General features: G+C 69.8%; 21 protein-coding genes. 11 read left to right on the top strand and 10 right to left on the bottom strand.

Annotation, left to right across the window (positions count from 1 at the left end; translation table 11 throughout):
• Window positions 1-23: 23 nt before the first annotated feature.
• Window positions 24-836 carry a VIT1/CCC1 transporter family protein gene (locus tag BLR91_RS07705; RefSeq protein ID WP_231918848.1) on the bottom strand — a complete coding sequence of 271 codons (813 nt, stop codon included), beginning with the start codon at window positions 834-836 and terminating at the stop codon, window positions 24-26.
• Window positions 837-887: 51 nt separating this feature from the next.
• Window positions 888-2,660 carry a DEAD/DEAH box helicase gene (locus BLR91_RS07700; RefSeq protein WP_089875997.1) on the bottom strand — a complete coding sequence of 591 codons (1,773 nt, stop codon included), beginning with the start codon at window positions 2,658-2,660 and terminating at the stop codon, window positions 888-890.
• A 130-nt stretch (window positions 2,661-2,790) separates the two neighbouring features.
• On the opposite strand from BLR91_RS07700, the gene BLR91_RS07695 reads away from it, so the two are divergent.
• Window positions 2,791-3,579, top strand: coding sequence for an SGNH/GDSL hydrolase family protein (locus BLR91_RS07695; RefSeq protein ID WP_089875999.1), 789 nt, complete (start codon window positions 2,791-2,793; stop codon window positions 3,577-3,579).
• A 97-nt stretch (window positions 3,580-3,676) separates the two neighbouring features.
• Here the strand turns inward: BLR91_RS07695 and BLR91_RS07690 are convergent, their stop codons facing one another.
• A complete protein-coding gene (locus BLR91_RS07690; RefSeq protein WP_231371292.1) occupies window positions 3,677-4,933 on the bottom strand; it encodes a D-alanyl-D-alanine carboxypeptidase family protein in 1,257 nt (418 codons plus the stop codon).
• Window positions 4,934-4,952: 19 nt separating this feature from the next.
• A complete protein-coding gene (locus tag BLR91_RS07685; RefSeq protein WP_089876001.1) occupies window positions 4,953-5,777 on the bottom strand; it encodes a TrmH family RNA methyltransferase in 825 nt (274 codons plus the stop codon).
• A 77-nt stretch (window positions 5,778-5,854) separates the two neighbouring features.
• Here BLR91_RS07685 and BLR91_RS07680 point away from each other — a divergent pair, with 77 nt between their 5' ends.
• Together BLR91_RS07680 and BLR91_RS07675 are read left to right on the top strand one after the other, a co-directional pair.
• On the top strand, window positions 5,855-6,700 hold the full coding sequence (locus BLR91_RS07680; protein WP_018191106.1) for a Sir2 family NAD-dependent protein deacetylase: 846 nt from the start codon (window positions 5,855-5,857) through the stop codon (window positions 6,698-6,700).
• A 38-nt stretch (window positions 6,701-6,738) separates the two neighbouring features.
• Complete coding sequence (locus BLR91_RS07675; protein WP_018191107.1) at window positions 6,739-7,338, top strand: histidine phosphatase family protein; 600 nt, start codon at window positions 6,739-6,741, stop codon at window positions 7,336-7,338.
• Window positions 7,339-7,348: 10 nt separating this feature from the next.
• On the opposite strand, the gene BLR91_RS07670 is transcribed toward BLR91_RS07675, so the two are convergent.
• Entirely contained in the window at window positions 7,349-8,422 is a 1,074-nt protein-coding gene (locus BLR91_RS07670; protein ID WP_089876003.1) for a glycosyltransferase family 4 protein, read from the bottom strand.
• Complete coding sequence (locus BLR91_RS07665) at window positions 8,419-9,354, bottom strand: alpha/beta fold hydrolase (RefSeq protein WP_089876005.1); 936 nt, start codon at window positions 9,352-9,354, stop codon at window positions 8,419-8,421. The genes BLR91_RS07670 and BLR91_RS07665 overlap by 4 nt, the downstream gene beginning before the upstream one ends.
• Before the next feature lie 166 nt (window positions 9,355-9,520).
• On the opposite strand from BLR91_RS07665, the gene treS reads away from it, so the two are divergent.
• The 3 genes from treS to BLR91_RS07650 all read left to right on the top strand — a co-directional run bounded on the left by treS (window position 9,521) and on the right by BLR91_RS07650 (window position 12,433).
• On the top strand, window positions 9,521-11,230 hold the full coding sequence (gene treS, locus BLR91_RS07660; RefSeq protein WP_089876007.1) for a maltose alpha-D-glucosyltransferase: 1,710 nt from the start codon (window positions 9,521-9,523) through the stop codon (window positions 11,228-11,230).
• Between the two features lie 125 nt (window positions 11,231-11,355).
• Entirely contained in the window at window positions 11,356-12,042 is a 687-nt protein-coding gene (locus BLR91_RS07655; protein ID WP_018191111.1) for an exonuclease domain-containing protein, read from the top strand.
• Window positions 12,043-12,112: 70 nt separating this feature from the next.
• Window positions 12,113-12,433 (top strand): DUF4190 domain-containing protein, encoded by a 321-nt coding sequence (locus BLR91_RS07650; protein WP_018191112.1) that lies wholly within the window; start codon window positions 12,113-12,115, stop codon window positions 12,431-12,433.
• A gap of 108 nt (window positions 12,434-12,541) precedes the next feature.
• Here BLR91_RS07650 and BLR91_RS07645 read toward each other — a convergent pair whose 3' ends face one another.
• The 3 genes from BLR91_RS07645 to glgA form a co-directional block, all read right to left on the bottom strand.
• Window positions 12,542-12,793, bottom strand: a complete 252-nt coding sequence (locus tag BLR91_RS07645) for a type B 50S ribosomal protein L31 (RefSeq protein ID WP_018191113.1) — start codon at window positions 12,791-12,793, stop codon at window positions 12,542-12,544.
• 155 nt (window positions 12,794-12,948) lie between these two features.
• Window positions 12,949-13,749, bottom strand: coding sequence for an ABC transporter ATP-binding protein (locus tag BLR91_RS07640; RefSeq protein ID WP_089876009.1), 801 nt, complete (start codon window positions 13,747-13,749; stop codon window positions 12,949-12,951).
• A 30-nt stretch (window positions 13,750-13,779) separates the two neighbouring features.
• Window positions 13,780-14,970 carry a glycogen synthase gene (glgA, locus tag BLR91_RS07635; protein WP_020077550.1) on the bottom strand — a complete coding sequence of 397 codons (1,191 nt, stop codon included), beginning with the start codon at window positions 14,968-14,970 and terminating at the stop codon, window positions 13,780-13,782.
• Between the two features lie 47 nt (window positions 14,971-15,017).
• On the opposite strand from glgA, the gene BLR91_RS07630 reads away from it, so the two are divergent.
• The gene (locus BLR91_RS07630) at window positions 15,018-16,262 is read left to right on the top strand and encodes a glucose-1-phosphate adenylyltransferase (RefSeq protein WP_026307182.1); all 1,245 of its coding nucleotides are present in this window, start codon (window positions 15,018-15,020) and stop codon (window positions 16,260-16,262) included.
• Window positions 16,259-16,924 carry a phosphoserine phosphatase SerB gene (serB, locus tag BLR91_RS07625; protein WP_089876011.1) on the top strand — a complete coding sequence of 222 codons (666 nt, stop codon included), beginning with the start codon at window positions 16,259-16,261 and terminating at the stop codon, window positions 16,922-16,924. Before BLR91_RS07630 ends, serB begins: the two co-directional genes overlap by 4 nt.
• Before the next feature lie 81 nt (window positions 16,925-17,005).
• Here the strand turns inward: serB and fabG are convergent, their stop codons facing one another.
• Window positions 17,006-17,716 carry a 3-oxoacyl-ACP reductase FabG gene (gene fabG, locus BLR91_RS07620; protein WP_089876013.1) on the bottom strand — a complete coding sequence of 237 codons (711 nt, stop codon included), beginning with the start codon at window positions 17,714-17,716 and terminating at the stop codon, window positions 17,006-17,008.
• A gap of 89 nt (window positions 17,717-17,805) precedes the next feature.
• Here fabG and BLR91_RS07615 point away from each other — a divergent pair, with 89 nt between their 5' ends.
• The 3 genes from BLR91_RS07615 to BLR91_RS07605 are packed head-to-tail and all read left to right on the top strand — an operon-like array spanning window position 17,806 to window position 19,204.
• Window positions 17,806-18,114: a DUF3099 domain-containing protein gene (locus BLR91_RS07615; protein ID WP_029043034.1), complete on the top strand. Its 309-nt coding sequence runs from the start codon at window positions 17,806-17,808 to the stop codon at window positions 18,112-18,114.
• Between the two features lie 5 nt (window positions 18,115-18,119).
• Entirely contained in the window at window positions 18,120-18,344 is a 225-nt protein-coding gene (locus BLR91_RS07610; protein ID WP_172823194.1) for a hypothetical protein, read from the top strand.
• Window positions 18,341-19,204 (top strand): SURF1 family cytochrome oxidase biogenesis protein, encoded by an 864-nt coding sequence (locus BLR91_RS07605; protein ID WP_089876015.1) that lies wholly within the window; start codon window positions 18,341-18,343, stop codon window positions 19,202-19,204. The genes BLR91_RS07610 and BLR91_RS07605 overlap by 4 nt, the downstream gene beginning before the upstream one ends.
• The last annotated feature ends 16 nt before the right edge of the window (window positions 19,205-19,220 follow it).

Below are 19,220 nucleotides of genomic sequence, written 5' to 3'. Positions count from 1 at the left end.
CTCCCTTTCTCGTCCGCCGCCGGTCAGCCGGCGACGGTGGTGCCGAGCAGAGACCCGACGATGAACGTCGCAGCCAGCGCCAACGCGCCTCCCACCACCACTCGTACCATGGCACGACCGCGGGAACTGCCCCCGATCCACGCCGCGACATAGCCGGTGACGGCCAGGGCGACGAGCACCGCGACGAACGTGACCGGGATGCGGAACGCAGCGGGAAGCAGGATGGTCAGCATCGGGAGCACGGCGCCGCACGTGAACGCGACGGCCGATGCGAGCGCGGCATGCCACGGGCTGACGACGTCGTCCTGGTCGATTCCGAGCTCCGCCGACAGGTGCGCGGCGAGGGCGTCATGCGCGGTGAGCTCCACGGCGACCTGTCGCGCCGTGGCCGGCGTCAGCCCCCGCTGCTCGTACAGACCCGTCAGCTCGTCCAGTTCCTCCTCCGGCATCTCCGCAAGTTCGCGGCGCTCCTTCGCGATCAGCGATCGTTCGCTGTCACGCTGGCTGCTCACCGAGACGTACTCGCCCAGAGCCATCGAGATCGCCCCACCCACGAGTGCCGCCAGCCCTGCCGTCACGATCGCCGCAACAGAGGCCGTCGCCCCCGCCACGCCGACCACGACGGCGGCGACCGAGACGATGCCGTCGTTCGCCCCGAGGACGCCGGCGCGCAGCCAGTTCAGGCGCTGCGCCAAGCCACCGCGGTGCGGTTCGTCCGGGTGCGGCCCGCTCGCCGCCTCGTCGGCCGCCGCGCGGTCCGGTGCCGCACGATCCGCCGCCGCGCGATCCGCCGCCGCCCCGCTCGCCGTCAGGTCATCCGATCCAGTGTCGCCCATGCGCCCAGCCTAAGAACCACGCCGATCGCCCGCCAGCAAGGTTCGGCGACCCTAATGACTGCCGAGCCGCTTGCGCAGGAAGTCGATGCGCGCCTGCAGCTGCGTCACGCTGGCCTGCGCCACCGCCGGGCCCCCGCACACCCGGCGAAGCTCGGCGTGGATGAGGCCGTGCGGCTCCCCCGAGTTCTTCGAATACAACCCCACCAGGCTGTTCAGCAACTGGCGCTGCTCCTTCAGCGTGCGGTGCAGCGGAGCAGGGGGATGCCCCTCCGCCGTCGTCGGCCGCGAGGAGTGCCGGCGCGCCTGCCGCTGCTGCCGCTGCAGCAACAGCTCGTGCACCTGCTCCGGCTCCAAGATCCCCGGCAGGCCGATGAAGTCCAGCTCCTCGTCCGTTCCGGGCACCGCGAAGCTGCCGAACTCCTTCCCGTCGTACAGCACACGGTCGAAGTTGGCCTCCGACCCCAGCGCCTCGAACGCGAACTCCTCCGTCAGCGCCTCGGACGCGCGCTCCTCGCGGTTCGCCTCGGCCATCATCGCGTCCTCGGGGTTCCACAGGTCGCCCTCGACGTTCTCCTCGACGCGGTCGAGCGCGTGATCGCGCTCCAGCTCCATCGCGTTCGCCAGCGCCATCAGCGTCGGCACGTTCGGCAGGAAAACCGACGCCGTTTCGCCGCGGCGACGCGCACGGACGAAACGGCCGATCGCCTGGGCAAAGAACAGCGGTGTGGATGCGCTGGTCGCGTACACGCCGACGGACAGCCGCGGCACGTCCACGCCCTCCGACACCATCCGCACCGCGACCATCCACCGCGAGTCGCCTTGCGAGAACTCCGCGATCCGGTCGCTCGCCTCCTTCTCGTCCGACAGCACGACCGTGGCCGGCTCCCCACTGATCTGGTGCAGCAGGTCCGCGTAGGCGCGGGCGGCGTAGTGGTCCGTCGCGATCACCAGGCCGCCGGCGTCGGGGATCGAGTTGCGCACCTCGGTGAGGCGGCGGTCGGCGGCGGCCAGCACAGCGGGAATCCACTCGCCGCGAGGATCGAGGGCCGTCCGCCACGCCTGCGACGTGATGTCCTTCGTGTTGCCCTCGCCGAGACGTGCCTCCATCTCGTCGCCGGTCTTGGTCCGCCACCGCATGTGGCCTGCGTAGACCATGAAGATCACGGGACGGACGACGCCGTCCTCGAGCGCCCGGCCGTAGCCGTAGTTGTAGTCCGTGACCGAGGTGCGGATGCCCTGCCTGTCCGGCAGGTAGGTCACGAACGGGATCGGCGCCGTGTCGGAGCGGAACGGCGTACCCGTCAACGACAGCCGTCGGGTCGCGCGCTCGAACGCGTCCCGGATGCCGTCACCCCAACTGAGCGCGTCGCCGCCGTGATGCACCTCGTCCAGGATCACCAGCGTCTTGTATGCCTCCGTGATGTCCTTGTGCAGGCTCGGGCGCATGGCCACCTGTGCGTAGGTGACCGCCGCACCGCGATAGTGCCGCGCGTAGCGCCCGTCGGAGTTCTTGAAGTCCGGATCGAGGTGCAGACCGACCCGAGCGGCGGCCTCCGCCCACTGGCGCTTGAGGTGCTCGGTCGGCGCAACGACGGTCACGCGTTCGACGACGCGCCGAGACAGCAGCTCGGTCGCGAGCCTCAGCGCGAACGTCGTCTTACCGGCGCCCGGCGTCGCCGCCGCGAGGAAGTCGCGGGGTTCGTGGACGAAGTACGCGTCGAGCGCCTCCGCCTGCCAGGCACGCAGTTTGCCCGCGGTCCCCCAGGCCGCGCGCTCCGGGAAGGACGGCGAGAGATGCTCGGCCGCGAAGCTTCCCGCGTGCACGCCGGGACGCTCGAGACCACTGAGTTCGGGGTCACCGGGGGCCTCTTCCGGCTCGGGTGTTGCTGACGTCTCCACTTGGATCAAATCTACCGGAGCCCGCCGACAGCGGAGTCCGATGCAGAATGGAGCAATGGCAGAAGCACGGCATCCCTGGTCCCGCTACGTCGCCCTCGGAGACTCGTTCACCGAAGGCATCGGCGATCCGGAGCCCGGCAGCCCCGGAGGCCACCGCGGCTGGGCCGACCGTGTCGCCGAAGTCCTCAGCCAGCAGACCGACGACTTCGCGTACGCGAACCTCGCTGTGCGCGGCAAGCTGATCCGCCAGATCCTGGACGAGCAGGTGGATGCGGCGGTCGCCCTCCGCCCCGACCTCATCACCATCTCGGCGGGCGGCAACGACGTGATCCGCCCCGGCACCGATCCCGATCAGATCGCGCTGCTGTTCGACGAGGCCGTCTCGCGACTCAGCGTCGACGGCGCGACGATCGTCGTGTTCACCGGCGTCGACGTCGGCTTCTCGCCGGTCTTCCGCGGTATCCGCGGCAAGGTCGCGATCTACAACGAGAACGTGCGCGCGATCGCCGCGCGCCACGACTGCATCGTCGCCGACCAGTGGTCGCTGGCCGAGATCCAGGACCAGCGGATGTGGGCTCCCGACCGGCTGCACCTCGCGCCCCTCGGCCACCACACCGTCGCGCGGATGGTCCTCGCCGCGCTCAACGTCGAGAACGACCTGCAGCCGCTCCAGCCCGAGCCGCTCCCTCCGCGCACCTGGCGTCGCGCCCGCGCCGAGGACCTCTCCTGGGCTCGCGAGTACCTCGTGCCCTGGGTGATCCGCCGCATCCGCCACCAGTCCTCCGGAGACCACGTCACCCCGAAGCGACCGCAGGCCGGCCCGTTCCTCCTCAGCCGCGACTAACGCGCCCGCACCAGCACCCGCCGCGCCACCTCCGTGGGTCGCAACACGCCGTTACGGCCACCCCATAACGGCGAGTGCGTCCCACAGACGCGCGACGCTACGTCCCGAGCCCGCCCGGATGCGCCAGCCGCCACCCGAACCCAGGGTCGGGCACGTCCCGCGCGAGTGCCAACGGCACCGTCGCGGTCGTCCCGTTGAGCGTGAACGTCCCCTGACCGAGGATGTCGCCCTTGAACCCGGACGACAGCGGTCGCGTCTGCAGATCCACGGTGATCGGCGTATCCGACCACACCAGGAACGACTTCGTCTCGGTCGCGATCAGCTTCGACGACGCTCCCCACGCGGTCGTGTAGGTGCCGAACACCTGGCCCTTCTCGACCGGCGTCACCTGGTGGAACCCGCTCTTCATGCTGGTCATCAGCGCTTGAACCCCCGCCCACAGATCGTCGTGGGTCGGCGCACCCAGCACCACGCCGAGCACCCGCACCTTCGTCGACCCGACCGGCAGCTCCGCCGAGAACAGCAGGCAGTTGCCGGCCTCGTCGGTGTTCCCGGTCTTGATCCCGTCCATGCCCTCGAACCCGAGGAGCGTGTTGGTGTTGTCCTGCGACCCGGCGCCGGGGAGGGTGGCGTTCTTCTGCGACACGATCGACGACAGCGCGGGCGACGCGAGCACCAGCTTTCCGATGCCAATCAGGTCCTTCGTCGTGCTCACGTTCCCCGGGTCGAGGCCGTCGGGCGTTGTGACCTTCGTGCCGGTGAAGCCGTTCTTCGCCAGCCAGTCGTTGGCGGCCGACACGTAGGCGCTCGTCGACCCGTACGCCCAGTTCGCCAGCGAGATCGCGTAGTTGTTCGCCGACGGCAGCAGCATCGCCTCCAGCGCCTGCTTCTCGGTCATGGACGTGCCCGCGACCACCGGCGCCCACGATCCGCCCGCCGCGACGACGTCGTTCCAGATGTCCACATCCCGCTGCGTGAACGAGATGTCCGGCCCCTGATCGTTGCCGTTCAGCGGCTTCTTCTCCAGCACGACGAGCGCTGTGATCGTCTTCGTGATGCTCGCGATCGGCACACTGGCGTCGCTCCCGTGCGACGCCGATGCTCCCGGATAGTCGGGCGCGACGATCGCGGCTGAGCCGTATCCGGGCCAGGCCAGCTGCACGGCGGGCTGCACGAGCTGCTTGCCGTGCGCCGTGACCGCCGCGGTCGCCGGGACCGGCGCGACGAGCGACCCCACCACATAGACGAAAGCGACGAGGATGGCGATCAGCGTCCCGAAGACCACGATGCGGCGCCGGCGGTACACCTTCCGGGAGACACGGCGCGGCGGATCGACGAGAACTTGCTGGGGCACCCTCGGATTTTAGCGACGGCTATCCCTGCGACGGCTGAGAACGCGCGCGGAGCGCCCACAACGCGACAGCGGACGCGGAGGCCACGTTGAGCGAGTCGACGCCGTGCAGCATCGGGATGGTGACCACCGTGTCCGCCGCAGTCAGCGCGCGCCTGCTGAGCCCGTCTCCCTCCGCTCCGAACACCATGGCCACGCGCTCCGGCGGGTCGGCTGCGTACGCGTCGAGCGTCACGGCCTCGTCGGAGAGCGCGAGCGCGGCGATGTCGAACCCGGCGCCGTGGAGCAACGGCACGGCCTCATCCCACTCCGGCAGTCGTGTCCACGGCACCTGGAGCACCGTGCCCATGGAGACGCGGACGCTGCGCCGGTAGAGCGGGTCGGCGCACCGCGGCGTGACGAGCACGGCGTCCGCGCCGAGGCCCGCGACCGCGCGGAAGATCGCCCCGACGTTGGTGTGGTCGACGATGTCCTCCAGCACGACCACGCGCCGCGCATCCCGCAGCAGCTCGGCCGGATCGGGCAGCTCGGGGCGGTGCATCGCCGCCAGCGCGCCCCGGTGCAGGTGGTACCCGGTGAGCCGCTCGAGCACTGCCGCGTCGCCGACGAAGACGGGGACGTCGGGATACGGCTCCAGCAGCGGCTCGATATCCGGGAGCCACTGCTCCTGCAGCAGCACGGAGCGCGGCCGGTGACCGGCGGCCAGGGCGCGCGTGATCACCTTCGTCGACTCGGCGATGTACAGCCCGCCCGCCGGTTCGGTCACCCGCCGCAGCGCCACGTCGGTCAGGCGCGAGTAGTCGGCGAGGCCTTCGGCCTCCAGGTCGTCGATGCGGTACAGGAGCATGACGTCAACACTGCCAGCCGCACGAAACAAATCGGAAAACTGGGGTGTTTAGACTCAGAGAGGATCTGGAGGTGCCTGTGACCACGCTGACGACCGAGCTCCCGCCGGAACTCGCCCGCGGGATCGACCAGACCGTCGAGCTGCTCTCCGGCCGCCGCTTCGCCGTTCTGACCGGCGCTGGCGTGTCCACCGACTCCGGCATCCCGGACTACCGCGGCGAGGGCGCTCCGAAGCGCACCCCGATGACGTTCCAGCAGTTCCTCTCCGACGACCGCTTCCGCAAGCGCTACTGGGCCGGCAGCCACCTGGGCTACCGCCGGTTCGCGGCAGCGCATCCCAACGACGGCCACCGTGCTCTGGCGGCGCTGGAGGCCGCGGGCGCCGCCAACGGCGTCATCACCCAGAACGTGGACGGGCTGCACAAGCAGGCCGGGTCGCGCAAGGTCGTCGACCTCCACGGCGCCATGGACCGCGTCCTCTGCCTCGTCTGCGGCCAGATCTTCGCCCGCGAGGCGATCACCGCGCGGATCGACGCCGCGAACCCGTGGCTCGACACCGAGGGCGCCGTCGAGATCGCACCGGACGGCGACGCCATCGTCACCGACATCGACGCCTTCGTCGTCCCGGACTGCACCGTCTGCGGCGGCCATCTGAAGCCGGATGTGGTCTTCTTCGGCGAGTTCGTGCCCGCCGAGAAGTACCGCGAGGCCAGCGCGCTGGTCCGTTCGGCCGACGCCCTCGTGATCGCCGGTTCGTCGCTGGTGGTCAACTCCGGCATCCGGCTCCTCGAGGAGGCCCGGCGCCGCCGGCTCCCCATCGTCATCGTCAACCGGGGCGCGACCAAGGGCGACGGTCGCGCGACCATTAAGCTGGACGGTGGGACGACGGAAACACTGGTCGAGTTGGCCGAACGGTTGGCCTGACCCGACCGCCCACGCGTCCCGGTGACGAAAGGACGCGTGTGACCTTCATCTCGCTGGTGCGGCACGGCCAGACCGACTGGAACCTCGCGAAACGCATCCAGGGCTCCAGCGACATCCCGCTCAATGCGACCGGCCGCGACCAGGCGGAGGCGACGGGACGTGCGCTCGCGGGCGGACGGTTCGACGCGATCTACGCCAGCCCGCTGTCACGCGCTCTCGACACCGCGCGGATCATCGCCGGTCATGTCGGGCTGGGCGAGCCGGAGCGCCTTCCGGCGGTCGCCGAGCGGCAGTACGGCGAGGCCGAGGGGCTGACCGGCGAGCAGATCCTGGCCCGCTGGCCCGACGGGATGCCCGTGCCCGGTCGCGAGACCCGCGACGAGGTCGTCGCGCGCGCCCTTCCCGCGCTCCGTGACCTCGGCGAGCGGCATCCCGGTGAGAACGTCATCGTCGTCAGCCACGGCGGCGTCATCTCGTCGCTGGTGCGCCACGTCACCGATCACGCGCTGCCGGGGCCGGGCGAGCTGATCCCGAACGGGTCCGTCCATCGCTTCCGCTACGACGACGGCGACCTGACGCTCGACCGCTTCAACCTCGGCCCGGAGGACCGCGACCTGTTCACCGCCTCCGTGATGTGAGCTGGCGTCGTCAGCGCGACGCGACGCCCTCGAGCACCGTGAGCAGCCGCTCCGCCGAGCCGTCCCAGGTGTACCGCGCCGCCTGAGCGCGCGCGGCTGCCGACCGGGCAGCCCAGACGCCGTCCTCCTCCAGGTGCCGGACCCGCGCCGCCACCTGCTCCGGCGCATCCGCGTCGAAGTACAGTGCGGCCTCCCCGCCGATCTCCCGGAAGATCGGGATGTCGCTGACGACCACCGGCGTGCCGAGCGTCATCGACTCCACCAGCGGGATGCCGAACCCTTCGTCGTGCGACGCCGTCACCAGGGCGGTCGCCGCGGCAAGCGTCTCCGCGTACTCCTCGTCGCTGGCGCCGTCGTGGAAGACGATGCGCGCACCCGGCGCGAGTTCCGTCAGGCGCTGCCGCTCCGCATCCGATACCCGGCTCATCAGGTGGAGCGTGTACTCCGGCAGCAGCGCGGCTGCACGCACCAGCGTGTCCACGTTCTTGTACGGCATGAATGAGCCCATGTAGACGAGGCTCTTGCTCTCCGCCGCGGTGCGCTCAGCCCGGCCGGGTGCGAGCTCGGGCATGTCGGCCGCATTGGGCACGACGTGCACCGGCCGCTTGGTCAGGCGGTGCTCGGCGATGAGCCCCTTCGTCGTCTCCGAGACGGTCACGACCGCGTCGGAGCGGTTGAGCAGCAGGCGCTGCGGCCACCACGCCAGGTGGTACAGCCGCCACAGCCCCCGCACGAACGCCGGCAGGTCGCGCGGCGGAGTCGGGTGGCGGTAGTAGATGAGGTCGTGGACCGTCAGCACGAGCCGGTACTTCCGCCCGAAGCCGCCCATCGTCTGCATGGGGGTGAACACGACGTCCGGCTTGAGGCGGTTGACCGTCCGCGCCACCCACGGCTCTCCCATCGACGTGGGCGACGGAATGAGCTCCCACGGCAGGTCGGGCAGCAGTTCGAGCTGGCGGTGGTCGCTGATCAGCATCGTCACCGGGTGCCGCTTCGCGAGGGCGGTGACGAGGCCGGCTGTGTAGCGGCTGATGCCGTCGTGCCGGCCGATCCGTGTGTAGCGGCAGTCGAACAGGATCCTCACGCGCGCTCCCCCGGCAGCTCCGCGACGAAGCGCTGGATGGCACGGGCCGCCGCCGCCGGCGTCTCGTAGTGGATGAGGTGGCCGACATCCGGGATGACGACGAGCTCCGCATCCGGGAACAGCGTCTGCAGGCGGTACTCGGCCGCGATGGGCGTGATGTCGTCCTTCTCGGCGGCGACGAGCAGCGTGCGCTCCGGGATGCGTCCCGCGTACTCGCTGACGTCGTGCGACACCGAGGCGCGGAACGCCTCCAGCACCACCTGCCGGTCGCTGAACGCCGAGAAGTAGCGGTCGTGCTGGTCGTGGATCCAGCGGCGCAGCGCCGGCTCCTTCGTCTTCGCCATGGCCATGCTCATCACGCGCACGATCACCCGATTGCGGAGCAGCGCGAAGCCGAGCCGCTCCGGGAGCACCGCTGCGAGCCAATAGTAGAAGATCGCGAGCCGGGTGAACAGGCCGCGCGGACCCTCCAGCGCGGGTTGGCCGATCGGGTTGACGAGAACGACGCCGGCCGGCCGCTCGGCCGCGCTGTCGGCGCCGCCCCCGCCGTCCGCACCCGCCAGCGCACCGGACACCACGATCGACCCGAACGAGTGACCGAGCAGCACCACCCGGCCGGTCAGCCCGAGCCCGTCGACGAACGCGCGCAGCCAGCGGCCGTACCCGGCGATGTCGTGCGCCGCTTCGGTCATCGGCGTCGATGCGCCGAAGCCCGGGAGGTCAGGCGAGATCATGCGGATGCCGTCCAGCTGGGCGACCACCGGCTCCAGGCCGTGGTGATCGCCGCGGAAGCCGTGCACGAGCACCAGGGTGGTCGTCGCATCCCGCTCGCCGTAGTCCCAATACCGGGTGGTCGAGCCGAGGACAGCGACCGCCTCTTCGCGCACGGGCACCCGCCCCAGGGCGGCGGCGTAGGGTGAGGAGACAGTCATCGCTCCCCAGTCTAGGCAGGACTGGACAGGGCACCGCCCGCACACCCTAGACTTCTCTGGATGTAATCGCTTGCACCGGATGCCGCTCCCCCGGCGGCCGCCGCGCACCACCCCGCTTCATCCCGCTCCCGGCACCACCCCCGATCCACCCCGCTGAAGGAGAACCGTGAGTTTCACCGCGCCCATCACGCTGCCCGGGCTCGCCCTCGATCCCCAGTGGTACCGCCGGTCGGTCTTCTACGAGGTCATGGTCCGCTCGTTCGTCGACAGTAACGGCGACGGTTCCGGCGACATCGCCGGCCTCACCTCCAAGCTCGACTATCTGCAGTGGCTCGGCATCGACGCGCTCTGGCTCCCGCCGTTCTTCCGGTCGCCCCTGCGCGACGGCGGCTACGACGTCTCCGACTTCACGTCGATCCTCCCGGAGTTCGGGACGATCGACGAGTTCCGCGAGCTCGTCACGAAGGCGCACGAGCGCAACATGCGCATCATCATCGACCTGCCGATCAACCACACCTCCGATCAGCACGAATGGTTCCAGCAGTCGCGTTCCGAGCCGGAGGGGCCGTACGGCGACTTCTACGTCTGGAACGACACGGACGACAAGTGGCCGGACATCCGCATCATCTTCGTCGACACCGAGGACTCCAATTGGGCCTTCGACGAGGCACGGCGCCAGTTCTACTTCCACCGCTTCTTCTCGCACCAGCCGGACCTCAACTTCGAGAACCCGGCCGTGCATGAGGCCATGTACGACGTCGTCCGGTTCTGGCTCGACCTGGGCGTCGACGGCTTCCGGCTCGACGCCATCCCGTACCTGTACGAGTCCGACGAGGGCAACGGCGAAGGCGAGCCGAAGACCCACGAGTTCATCATCAAGCTGCGCGAGTGGGTGGACCGCGAGTACCCCGGCCGCATCATGATCGCCGAGGCCAACCAGTGGCCGCGCGAGGTTGCGGCGTTCTTCGGCAGCGAGGAGGAGCCGGAGTGCCACATGGCCTTCGACTTCCCGGTGATGCCGCGCATCTTCTACGCGCTCCGGTCGCAGCAGGCGAGCGAGCTCGTGCGGGTGCTCTCCGAGACCACGGACGTGCCGGACGGCGCCGCCTGGGGCGTGTTCCTCCGCAACCACGACGAGCTGACGCTCGAGATGGTGAGCGAGGAGTACCGGCAGGCGATGTACGGCTGGTACGCCTACGACCCGCGGATGCGCGCCAACATCGGTATCCGGCGCCGCCTCGCCCCGCTGCTCGACAACTCCCGTGCCGAGCTGGAGCTCGCCCACGCCCTGCTCTTCTCGCTTCCCGGCAGCCCGTTCCTGTACTACGGCGACGAGATCGGGATGGGCGACAACATCTGGCTGCCCGACCGCGACAGCTCCCGCACCCCGATGCAGTGGACGCCGGACCGCAACGCCGGCTTCTCCAGCGCCGACCCCGGCAAGCTCTACCTGCCCGTCGTGCAGTCGCTGGTGTTCCACTACAACCAGGTGAACGTGGAGGCGCAGCTCGCGCAGTCGCGGTCGCTGCTGCACTGGATCCGCAACGTCATCCACGTGCGGAAGGCGCATCCCGTGTTCGGGCTGGGCGACATCCGCGTGCTGCCCACCGACCACGAGTCCGTTCTGGCTTTCGTGCGCTCGTATGCGGGCAGCGGCACGCATTTCGGCGACCAGCCCGAGGACGTGCTGTGCGTGTTCTCGTTCGCACACAATCCCGTGTCGGTCACGCTGGAGGCGCCGGAGTTCGCCGGACGCACCCTGTACGACCTGTTCGGCGGCGCGGAGTTCCCGACCGTCGCCGACGACGGCCGCTTCACGCTCACCCTCGGCACGCAGAACTTCTACTGGCTGCACATGGAGCCGCGCCGCGACTGATCCGCGGTTCCCCGGTTCGCCGAGGTGCACCTTGTTGTGCCCTCCCCCGGCGTGTCGAACGCAACTAAGTGCACCTCGGCGTGCCGTTCCCGGGGGATGACGGTGGGTCGGCTTAGCGTGAGGACATGAGCACGTGGCACCAGCGACTCGGGGTGTTCGACCTCGAGACCACCGGAATCGACGTCGAATCGGCCCGGATCGTCACCGCCCACGTCGGCCTCCTCGACGAGACCGGTGAGGTGCTGCACCGCCGCGACTGGCTGATCGACCCGCAGGTCGAGATCCCCTCCGAGGCGACCGCGGTGCACGGCATCACCACCGAGCGCGCCCGCGAGCACGGGATGGATGCGGCCAGAGCGGTCGCCGCGATCGTCGCCCAGCTGCGCAGCCTGTTCGATCGCGGCATCCCCGTCGTGGCCTACAACGCGCCGTACGACTTCACGCTCCTCGACCGCGAGGCCCGCCGCCACGGCGTCGCGCCGCTCGTCTCCCCCGGCCCGATCATCGACCCGCTCGTGATCGACAAGGCGGTGGACAAGTACCGCCGTGGCAAGCGCACGCTCACGGTCACCGCGACCCACTACGGCGTCGACCTCCTCGCCGCACATGACGCGGGAGCCGACGCCATCGCCGCCGGTCGCGTCGCGCAGGCGCTCGCGCGCATCCACGCCGAGGCCCTGGCGTTGGAGGCCGCCGAACTGCACCGCCGCCAGGTCGACTGGTGCCGCGAGCAGGCCGCCGACTTCCAGGAGTACATGCGGCGCGAGCGCGACCCGGAGTTCACGACGTCGGGCGCCTGGCCCATCCGCTGACCGGGTCTCGCACCCCGCCCCCGCATGCGGGGGCTACTGCTCCGGGCGCTGGCCCGCTAGATTGTGGCGCATGAGCGACTCCAACCTGAACCCGCAGCCCCTCCCGCCGCAGCAGCAGCCCGCCGGCTACCAGCAGCAGTACCAGGGCGCGCAGCCCGGCTGGAACACCATGTCGATCGTGGCCTTCATCCTGTCCTTCATCGTCAACATCGTGGGCATCATCCTCGGCTTCATCGCCCTCAACCAGATCAAGCGCACCGGTGAGCAGGGCCGCGGACTCGCGATCGCAGCCATCATCATCGGCTTCGTGTCTGTCGCCTTCAGCATCATCTTCAGCATCATCTTCTTCGCGTCGCTCGGCGCCGCGATGAGCAACTACAACTACAACTGAGTCCGCCCACGAACGCCGAAGGCCCCCGTCCACCGGACGGGGGCCTTCGTGTTTCGGCCGGCATGACGAAGGCCCCCGTCGAATCGACGGGGGCCTTCGCGGAGCGGCTTACTTGCCGAAGCTCTTGTAGCGCGAGTTGAACTTCTCGACGCGGCCGGCCGAGTCCATGATGCGCTGCTTGCCGGTGTAGAACGGGTGCGACTCGGACGAGATCTCGACGTCGATCACCGGGTAGGTGTTGCCGTCCTCCCACTCGATGGTCTTGTCGCTCGAGACGGTGGAGCGGGTGAGGAACGTCGCACCCGAGGCCAGGTCGCGGAAAACCACCGGGGCGTAGTCGGGGTGGATGCCAGTCTTCATCAGGACTTCCTTGTTGCAGCTAGTAGTCGGTTCGGTCGTGTCCGCGCAGACCGCGTGGACGGGAAGCTTCAGACCCGAGAGCCGTGGATCGTAGCCGGAAAGGCAGGATCGGTTCGGGGGCCAGCTATCGAGTCTAGCAGATCGACAGCGGCCGATCAGCCCTCGACGCCCTGGCGCGCCCGGGCGGTGTACCGGCCGTCGGACTCGGTGATCTCGACGTCGATGTCGAAGGTGGCACTGAGGTTCTCGCTCGTCAGGACCTCTTCGATGGCGCCCTGGGCGGTGATCTCGCCGTCCTTCAGCAGCAGCGCACGGTTGAACGCCTGCGGGATCTCCTCGACGTGGTGGGTGACCATGACGATCGCGGGCGACTTCGGGTCGCTGGCGTACCCGCCGAGCAGCTGCAGCAGCTCCTCGCGGCCGCCGAGGTCGAGGCTGGCCGCCGGCTCGTCGAGCAGCAGGATCTCGGGATCGGTCATCACCGAGCGGGCGATCTGAACGCGCTTCTGCTCGCCGTCGGACAGGCTCCCGAACGTGCGGTCGGCGAGGTGGTCGAGGTGCCACTCGGAGAGCACGCGGTGCGCGCGACGCTCGTCGATGTCCTCGTAGAGCTCGTTCCAGCGACCCGTCACGGCGTAGGCGGCCGTCATCACCACATCCAGCACGCGCTCATTGCGCGGGATGCGGCGGGCGAGCGCGCTCGACGCGAAGCCGAGCAGCGGACGCAGCTCGGCGAGATCGGTGTGGCCGACCGACTCGCCCAGCACGACGGCCTCGCCCGAACTCGGGTGCAGGGCCGCAGCGGCGATCTGCAGCAGGGTCGTCTTCCCGGCGCCGTTCCGGCCCAGGATGACCCACCGCTCGTCCGGTTCGACCGCCCAGTCGATACCCTTCAGGACGGGGTTGCCGTCCCGCACAACGGACACGTCGGAAAGTCGGAGAACGCTGTCGGCCATGCGTTCCAGCCTACCGTCGCCGGACACAGGTCAGTGACGACCGGCGAGCGAGCGGTACACGTCCCGCGTCTGCTCCGCGATGGCCGTCCAGCTGAACGAGGTCTCCGCACGCTCACGCCCGGCGCGGCCCATCTCGGCCGCCCGCTCGGGGTCGCCGGCCACCTCGGTGAGGGCCGCGGCGAGGTCTGCGACGAACTTCTCCGGGTCGATCGGGGTGCCCGTGCCGTCCTGCAGCTGCTGGATCGGGACGAGCCGTCCGGTGACCCCGTCCACGATCACCTCGGGGATGCCGCCGGTCGCCGTCCCGACCACGGGAAGCCCGCACGCCATCGCCTCGAGGTTGACGATCCCGAGCGGCTCGTAGATCGAGGGGCAGACGAAGACGGTGGATGCGGTCAGCGCGATGCGCAGCTCGTCGTTCGGGAGCAGGCGGTCGATCCAGACCACGCCGTCCCGCTCCGCCTGCAGCTCCTCGACGAGTCCGCTCACCTCGGCCAGGATCTCCGGCGTGTCCGGTGCCCCGGCACAGAGGATGACCTGCACCTCGGGCGGCAGCATCCTGGCCGCGCGCAGCAGGTACGGCAGCCCCTTCTGGCGAGTGATGCGGCCGACGAAGATGACCGCCGGACGCCCGGGGTCGATCCCCAGGGCGCGGGCGCGATCGTCGTCGCGCAGCGGCTGCCAGCGCTCCAAGTCGATGCCGTTGTATATCGTGACGACCTTCGTCGGGTCGAGCTCCGGATACGACGCGAGGATGTCGCGACGCATCCCGTCGCTCACCGCGATCACGGTGTCGGCGGCCTCGAACGCGGTCTTCTCGATCCAGCTGGACACGCGATAGCCGCCGCCCAGCTGCTCGGCCTTCCAGGGGCGGAGAGGCTCCAGGCTGTGCGCCGTGACGACGTGCGGAACGCCGTGCAGCAGCTTGGCCAGGTGGCCGGCGCCGTTCGCATACCAGGTGTGCGAGTGGACGACATCCGCTCCCCCGCAGTCCTGCGCCATCTGCAGGTCGACGCCCAGCGTGGCGATCGCCCCGTTGGCGTCCGCGAGCTCCGCGGGAACGCGGTACGACGCGGTATCCGGCTCGTCCCGGGGCTCGCCGAAGGCCCGGACGATCACCTCGGTGTCGGTCCGCAGAGCCTTCACGAGCTCGGTCACATGGACCCCGGCCCCGCCGTAGATGTCCGGCGGATACTCCCGGGTGAGCAGATCGACGCGCATGACCGAAACGCTAGTACAGCGATCAGTTCGCCTCTACTGTTGTGGTCATGGCATCAGGCAAGAAGATCTTCGGCATCGTCCTCGCGGGCGGAGAGGGAAAGCGGCTGATGCCGTTGACGGCGGACCGGGCGAAGCCCGCCGTCCCGTTCGGCGGTCAGTACCGTCTCATCGACTTCGCCCTGTCGAACCTGATCAACTCGCAACTGCGCCAGATCGTCGTCCTCACCCAGTACAAGTCGCACAGCCTCGACCGTCACGTGTCCCAGACCTGGCGGTTGGACGGCATCACGAGCTCCTACGTCGCCTCCGTCCCCGCCCAGCAGCGCCTCGGCAAGCGCTGGTTCTCCGGGTCGGCGGACGCCATCCTGCAGAGCCTCAACCTGCTCCGGGATGAGAAGCCGGACATCGTCGTCGTCGTGGGCGCCGACCACGTGTACCGGATGGACTTCGGCCAGATGATCGAGGCGCATATCGCCTCGGGGGCTCCCGCCACGGTGGCCGCAATCCGCCAGCCCATCGGGCTCGCGGACCAGTTCGGCGTCATCGAAGTCGAGCCCGAGCGCCCGGACCGCATCGGCGCGTTCCGCGAGAAGCCGCGCGACCCCATCGGTCTGCCCGACTCCCCGAACGAGGTCCTCGCCTCTATGGGCAACTACGTCTTCGACGCCGACGCGCTCATCGACGCCGTGGTGCGGGACGGCGACCGTCCCGACTCCAACCACGACATGGGCGGCGACATCATCCCGGACTTCGTGGCCCGCGGCGAGGCGGCCGTGTACGACTTCAACAACAACGACGTCCCCGGCTCGACCGACCGCGACCGCTACTACTGGCGCGACGTCGGAACGATCGACTCGTTCTTCGAGGCGCACCAGGACCTCATCTCCACCCTGCCGGTTTTCAACCTCTACAACCGCTCGTGGCCGATTTTCAGCCAGGTGCTCAACTCGCCGCCCGCGAAGATCGTGCGCGACGGCCGCGGCGCGCTCGGCACGACCATCGACTCCATCGTCTCCCTCGGCTCGGTGATCTCGGGCGCCCACCTCGAGCGCAGCGTCCTCGGGCCGTGGGCCAAGGTCGACTCCGGTGCGAAGGTCGTCGACTCCGTCGTCTTCGAGCGCGCGATCATCGAGCCGAACGCGTTCGTCGGCCGCGCCATCCTGGACAAGGATGTCGTTGTCGCCGAGGGTGCCCAGATCGGCGTCGACCCGGACCGGGACCGTGCACGGGGCTTCACCGTGACCGACTCGGGCATCACCGTGGTCGGCAAGGGTGTGCACGTCGTTCCATGACGACCACCGCACAGCACACCGGGTCCGCCTCTGTCCTCGTCGTCCTCGACGCCGACTCCACGCTGCTCCAGGACGAGGTCATCGAACTGCTCGCCGACGAGGCGGGGTCGCGTCCGGAAGTCGCCGAGATCACCGAGCGCGCCATGCGCGGCGAGCTCGACTTCGAGGAGAGCCTCCGCGAACGCGTCCGAACCCTCGCCGGGCTCCCCGCATCGGTGTTCCAGCACGTGGGCGAGCGCATCCGGGTGACCGAAGGCGTCCCCGAGCTCATCGCCGGAGTCCAGGCGGCCGGTGGGGTCGTCGGTGTGGTCTCCGGCGGCTTCCACGAGCTGCTCGACCCGATCGGCGAACGCCTCGGCCTCGATCACTGGCGCGCCAACCGGCTGGTCGTTGACGGCGGCCGGCTGACCGGCGAGGTCGACGGACCGGTCGTGGATGCGGCCGCCAAGGCTCAGGCGCTGCTGTTCTGGGCCGCCGACGCCGGAGTCCACCTGCGCCAGACGGTGGCCATCGGCGACGGAGCGAACGACCTGCGGATGATGGCGGAGGCCGGACTGTCCGTCGCCTTCAACGCGAAGCCGCGCGTGCGCGCCGAGGCCGATCTGGTCATCGACCGGCCGGACCTCTCGCAGGTGCTCCCGCTCCTCGGCCTCCGCGGCTGAGCCCCTCAGCCGACAGCTCCTGAGTTTTTCGGCCGGACACGCCGGTGTGGGGCCGAAAAACTCAGGAGCTGTGTGCGTGGGTCAGTGCCCCATCCCGAGGCCGCCGTCGACCGGGATGACCGCACCGGAGATGTAGCCGGCGTCGTCCCCGGCGATCCAGGTCACGACCTTCGCGACCTCGGACGCCGACGCGAACCGCCCGGCCGGGATGCTCTTCTTGTACTCGGCCTGCTGCGCCTCCGGCAGCGCCGCCGTCATATCGGTCTCGATGAAGCCGGGAGCGACGACGTTCGCCGTGATGCCGCGCGCGCCCAGCTCGCGGGTGATGGACCGCGCCATGCCGACGAGTCCGGCCTTCGACGACGCGTAGTTGACCTGTCCGGCGCCGCCGAACAGGCCGACCACGCTCGAGATCAGGACGATACGGCCGAACCGCGCCTTGAGCATCCCCTTGTTCGCGCGCTTCACGACGCGGAAGGCGCCGCCCAGGTTCGTCTCGATGACCGAGTCGAACTCCTCGTCGGTCATGCGCATCAGGAGGGTGTCCTTGGTGATGCCCGCATTGGCGACGACGACCTCCATCGGCCCGAGCTTCTCCTCGACCTCGGTGAACGCGGCGTCGACCGAGGCGGCGTCCGTGACATCCGCCCGCACCGTCAGCGCACCCTCCGGGCCCTCGCCCGACCGCGCGGTGACCGCGACGCGGTGCCCCTGGGCGACGAACTCCTCGGCGATGGCGAAGCCGATCCCCCGGTTGCCTCCGGTGACGAGGACGGTGCGTGGCGTGGTCATGCGATTCCCTTCAGGAAGACGGCTTTCTGCAGATTCGACCCCAGCAGGGCCGAACCCAAGTTTATGGACGTACGCTGGACTCAACGCATATGAAGAAGCCCTCAGCACCGTCGATCACGAGTCTCCCCCTCTCCCCCGATGAGGAGCGACGGCACCGGATGATCAAGTATTCGGTCGCCATGGGCGTACGTGTGCTCTGCCTCATCGCCGCGGTGATCGTCCCCGGCTGGTGGGCCGCCATCCCGCTCGTCGGAGCGATCTTCCTCCCCTACTTCGCGGTGGTCATCGCCAACGTCTCGGTGGAGCAGGGTCGAGTGGATGTTCAGCGTCCAGGCAGTATCGTTCCAGTTGCGCCGCCTCCGCAGGCGCCGAAGGACGAGCCTCGGGAGGGCCAGTGATCGGGATGGGCGAGCCGGAGCCGCTGACGTGTTCGCGCGCCGGCTGCCGGGACACCGCATCCTGGCGCATCGAGTGGCGCAACCCACGCATCCACTCGGCCGACCGGGTGAAGGTCTGGCTGGCGTGCGACGAGCACGTCGACTTCCTGCGCGAGTTCCTGGCCGCCCGCGACTTCCCGCTGCGCGTCGTGCCGGCGGCCGAGGTCGCCGCCGGGGGGCCGATCGCGTGACCGGATCGACGACCGACGGGTGGCGTTTCGCGTTCTCCCGCCGCTGGCTGGGGTACCTCGCCTTCGCGATCGTGTTCGCGATCGCGTGCGGCTTCCTCTCCAACTGGCAGCTCGCCCGCAGCAAGGAGGCCGCGGCGGCGAACGCCCTGGTGACGGCGAACTTCGACCAGTCCCCCGTCCCGCTCGCCGCTGAGCTGCCGACGCTCGGCGCGTACTCGCCGAAGCAGGAGTGGAAGCGCGTCACCGTGACCGGGACGTACGAGCGCGACAAGCAGCTGCTCGTCCGCAACCGCCCGTTCAACGGCAGCCCCGGGTTCGAGGTGCTCACCCCGCTGCGGACGGCCGACGGCTCGCTGTTCATCGTGGATCGCGGCTGGGTCCCGACCGGCAACACCACCGACTCCCCCGACCACGTGCCGGCCGCGCCCGCCGGAACAGTGACGGTCGTCGCGCGGCTGAAGGCGAGTGAGCCGGCCATCGCCGGACGCACGGCGACGGGTGATCAGGTGGGCACCATCCAGCTTTCGGTGGTGAAGGAGAAGCTCGGCGGCGCCGACGTCTACACGGGCGCGTACGGGCTGCTCGCCAGCGAGGACCCGGCGCCAGCGAGCGCGCCGACGCCGACCGTGACCAGCCCGCCGACGCAGGATGAGGGGCTGCACTGGTCGTACATGATCCAGTGGATCATCTTCGCCCTGATCGGCTTCTTCGGCCTCGGCTACGCGCTCGTGACGGAATACCGCAAGCGCAACTCGGACGACCCCGCGGAGCGTGAGCGCGCCGCCGCGCGCGAGCGTCGCCGCCGCGCCAAGCGCACAGACGCCGACGTCGAGGACGAACTCCTCGACGCCGCCCACTGACCCTCCTCGCCGCACC

The sequence above is a fragment of the Leifsonia sp. 466MF genome, assembly GCF_900100265.1.
GTDB lineage: Bacteria > Actinomycetota > Actinomycetes > Actinomycetales > Microbacteriaceae > Leifsonia.
This window is presented reverse-complemented; position numbering and strand designations above follow the sequence as displayed.

Bases quoted from the DNA above. Each gene is read 5' to 3' on its own strand.
- BLR91_RS07640 (WP_089876009.1), bottom strand. From the start codon at position 13,749: ATGGCCGACAGCGTTCTCCGACTTTCCGACGTGTCCGTTGTGCGGGAC.
- BLR91_RS07685 (WP_089876001.1), bottom strand. From the start codon at position 5,777: ATGCTCCTGTACCGCATCGACGACCTGGAGGCCGAAGGCCTCGCCGAC.
- BLR91_RS07665 (WP_089876005.1), bottom strand. From the start codon at position 9,354: ATGACTGTCTCCTCACCCTACGCCGCCGCCCTGGGGCGGGTGCCCGTG.
- BLR91_RS07705 (WP_231918848.1), bottom strand. From the start codon at position 836: ATGGGCGACACTGGATCGGATGACCTGACGGCGAGCGGGGCGGCGGCG.
- BLR91_RS07655 (WP_018191111.1), top strand. From the start codon at position 11,356: ATGAGCACGTGGCACCAGCGACTCGGGGTGTTCGACCTCGAGACCACC.
- fabG (WP_089876013.1), bottom strand. From the start codon at position 17,716: ATGACCACGCCACGCACCGTCCTCGTCACCGGAGGCAACCGGGGGATC.
- glgA (WP_020077550.1), bottom strand. From the start codon at position 14,970: ATGCGCGTCGATCTGCTCACCCGGGAGTATCCGCCGGACATCTACGGC.
- BLR91_RS07695 (WP_089875999.1), top strand. From the start codon at position 2,791: ATGGCAGAAGCACGGCATCCCTGGTCCCGCTACGTCGCCCTCGGAGAC.
- BLR91_RS07615 (WP_029043034.1), top strand. From the start codon at position 17,806: ATGAAGAAGCCCTCAGCACCGTCGATCACGAGTCTCCCCCTCTCCCCC.
- serB (WP_089876011.1), top strand. From the start codon at position 16,259: ATGACGACCACCGCACAGCACACCGGGTCCGCCTCTGTCCTCGTCGTC.
- BLR91_RS07610 (WP_172823194.1), top strand. From the start codon at position 18,120: ATGGGCGAGCCGGAGCCGCTGACGTGTTCGCGCGCCGGCTGCCGGGAC.
- BLR91_RS07650 (WP_018191112.1), top strand. From the start codon at position 12,113: ATGAGCGACTCCAACCTGAACCCGCAGCCCCTCCCGCCGCAGCAGCAG.
- BLR91_RS07645 (WP_018191113.1), bottom strand. From the start codon at position 12,793: ATGAAGACTGGCATCCACCCCGACTACGCCCCGGTGGTTTTCCGCGAC.
- BLR91_RS07630 (WP_026307182.1), top strand. From the start codon at position 15,018: ATGGCATCAGGCAAGAAGATCTTCGGCATCGTCCTCGCGGGCGGAGAG.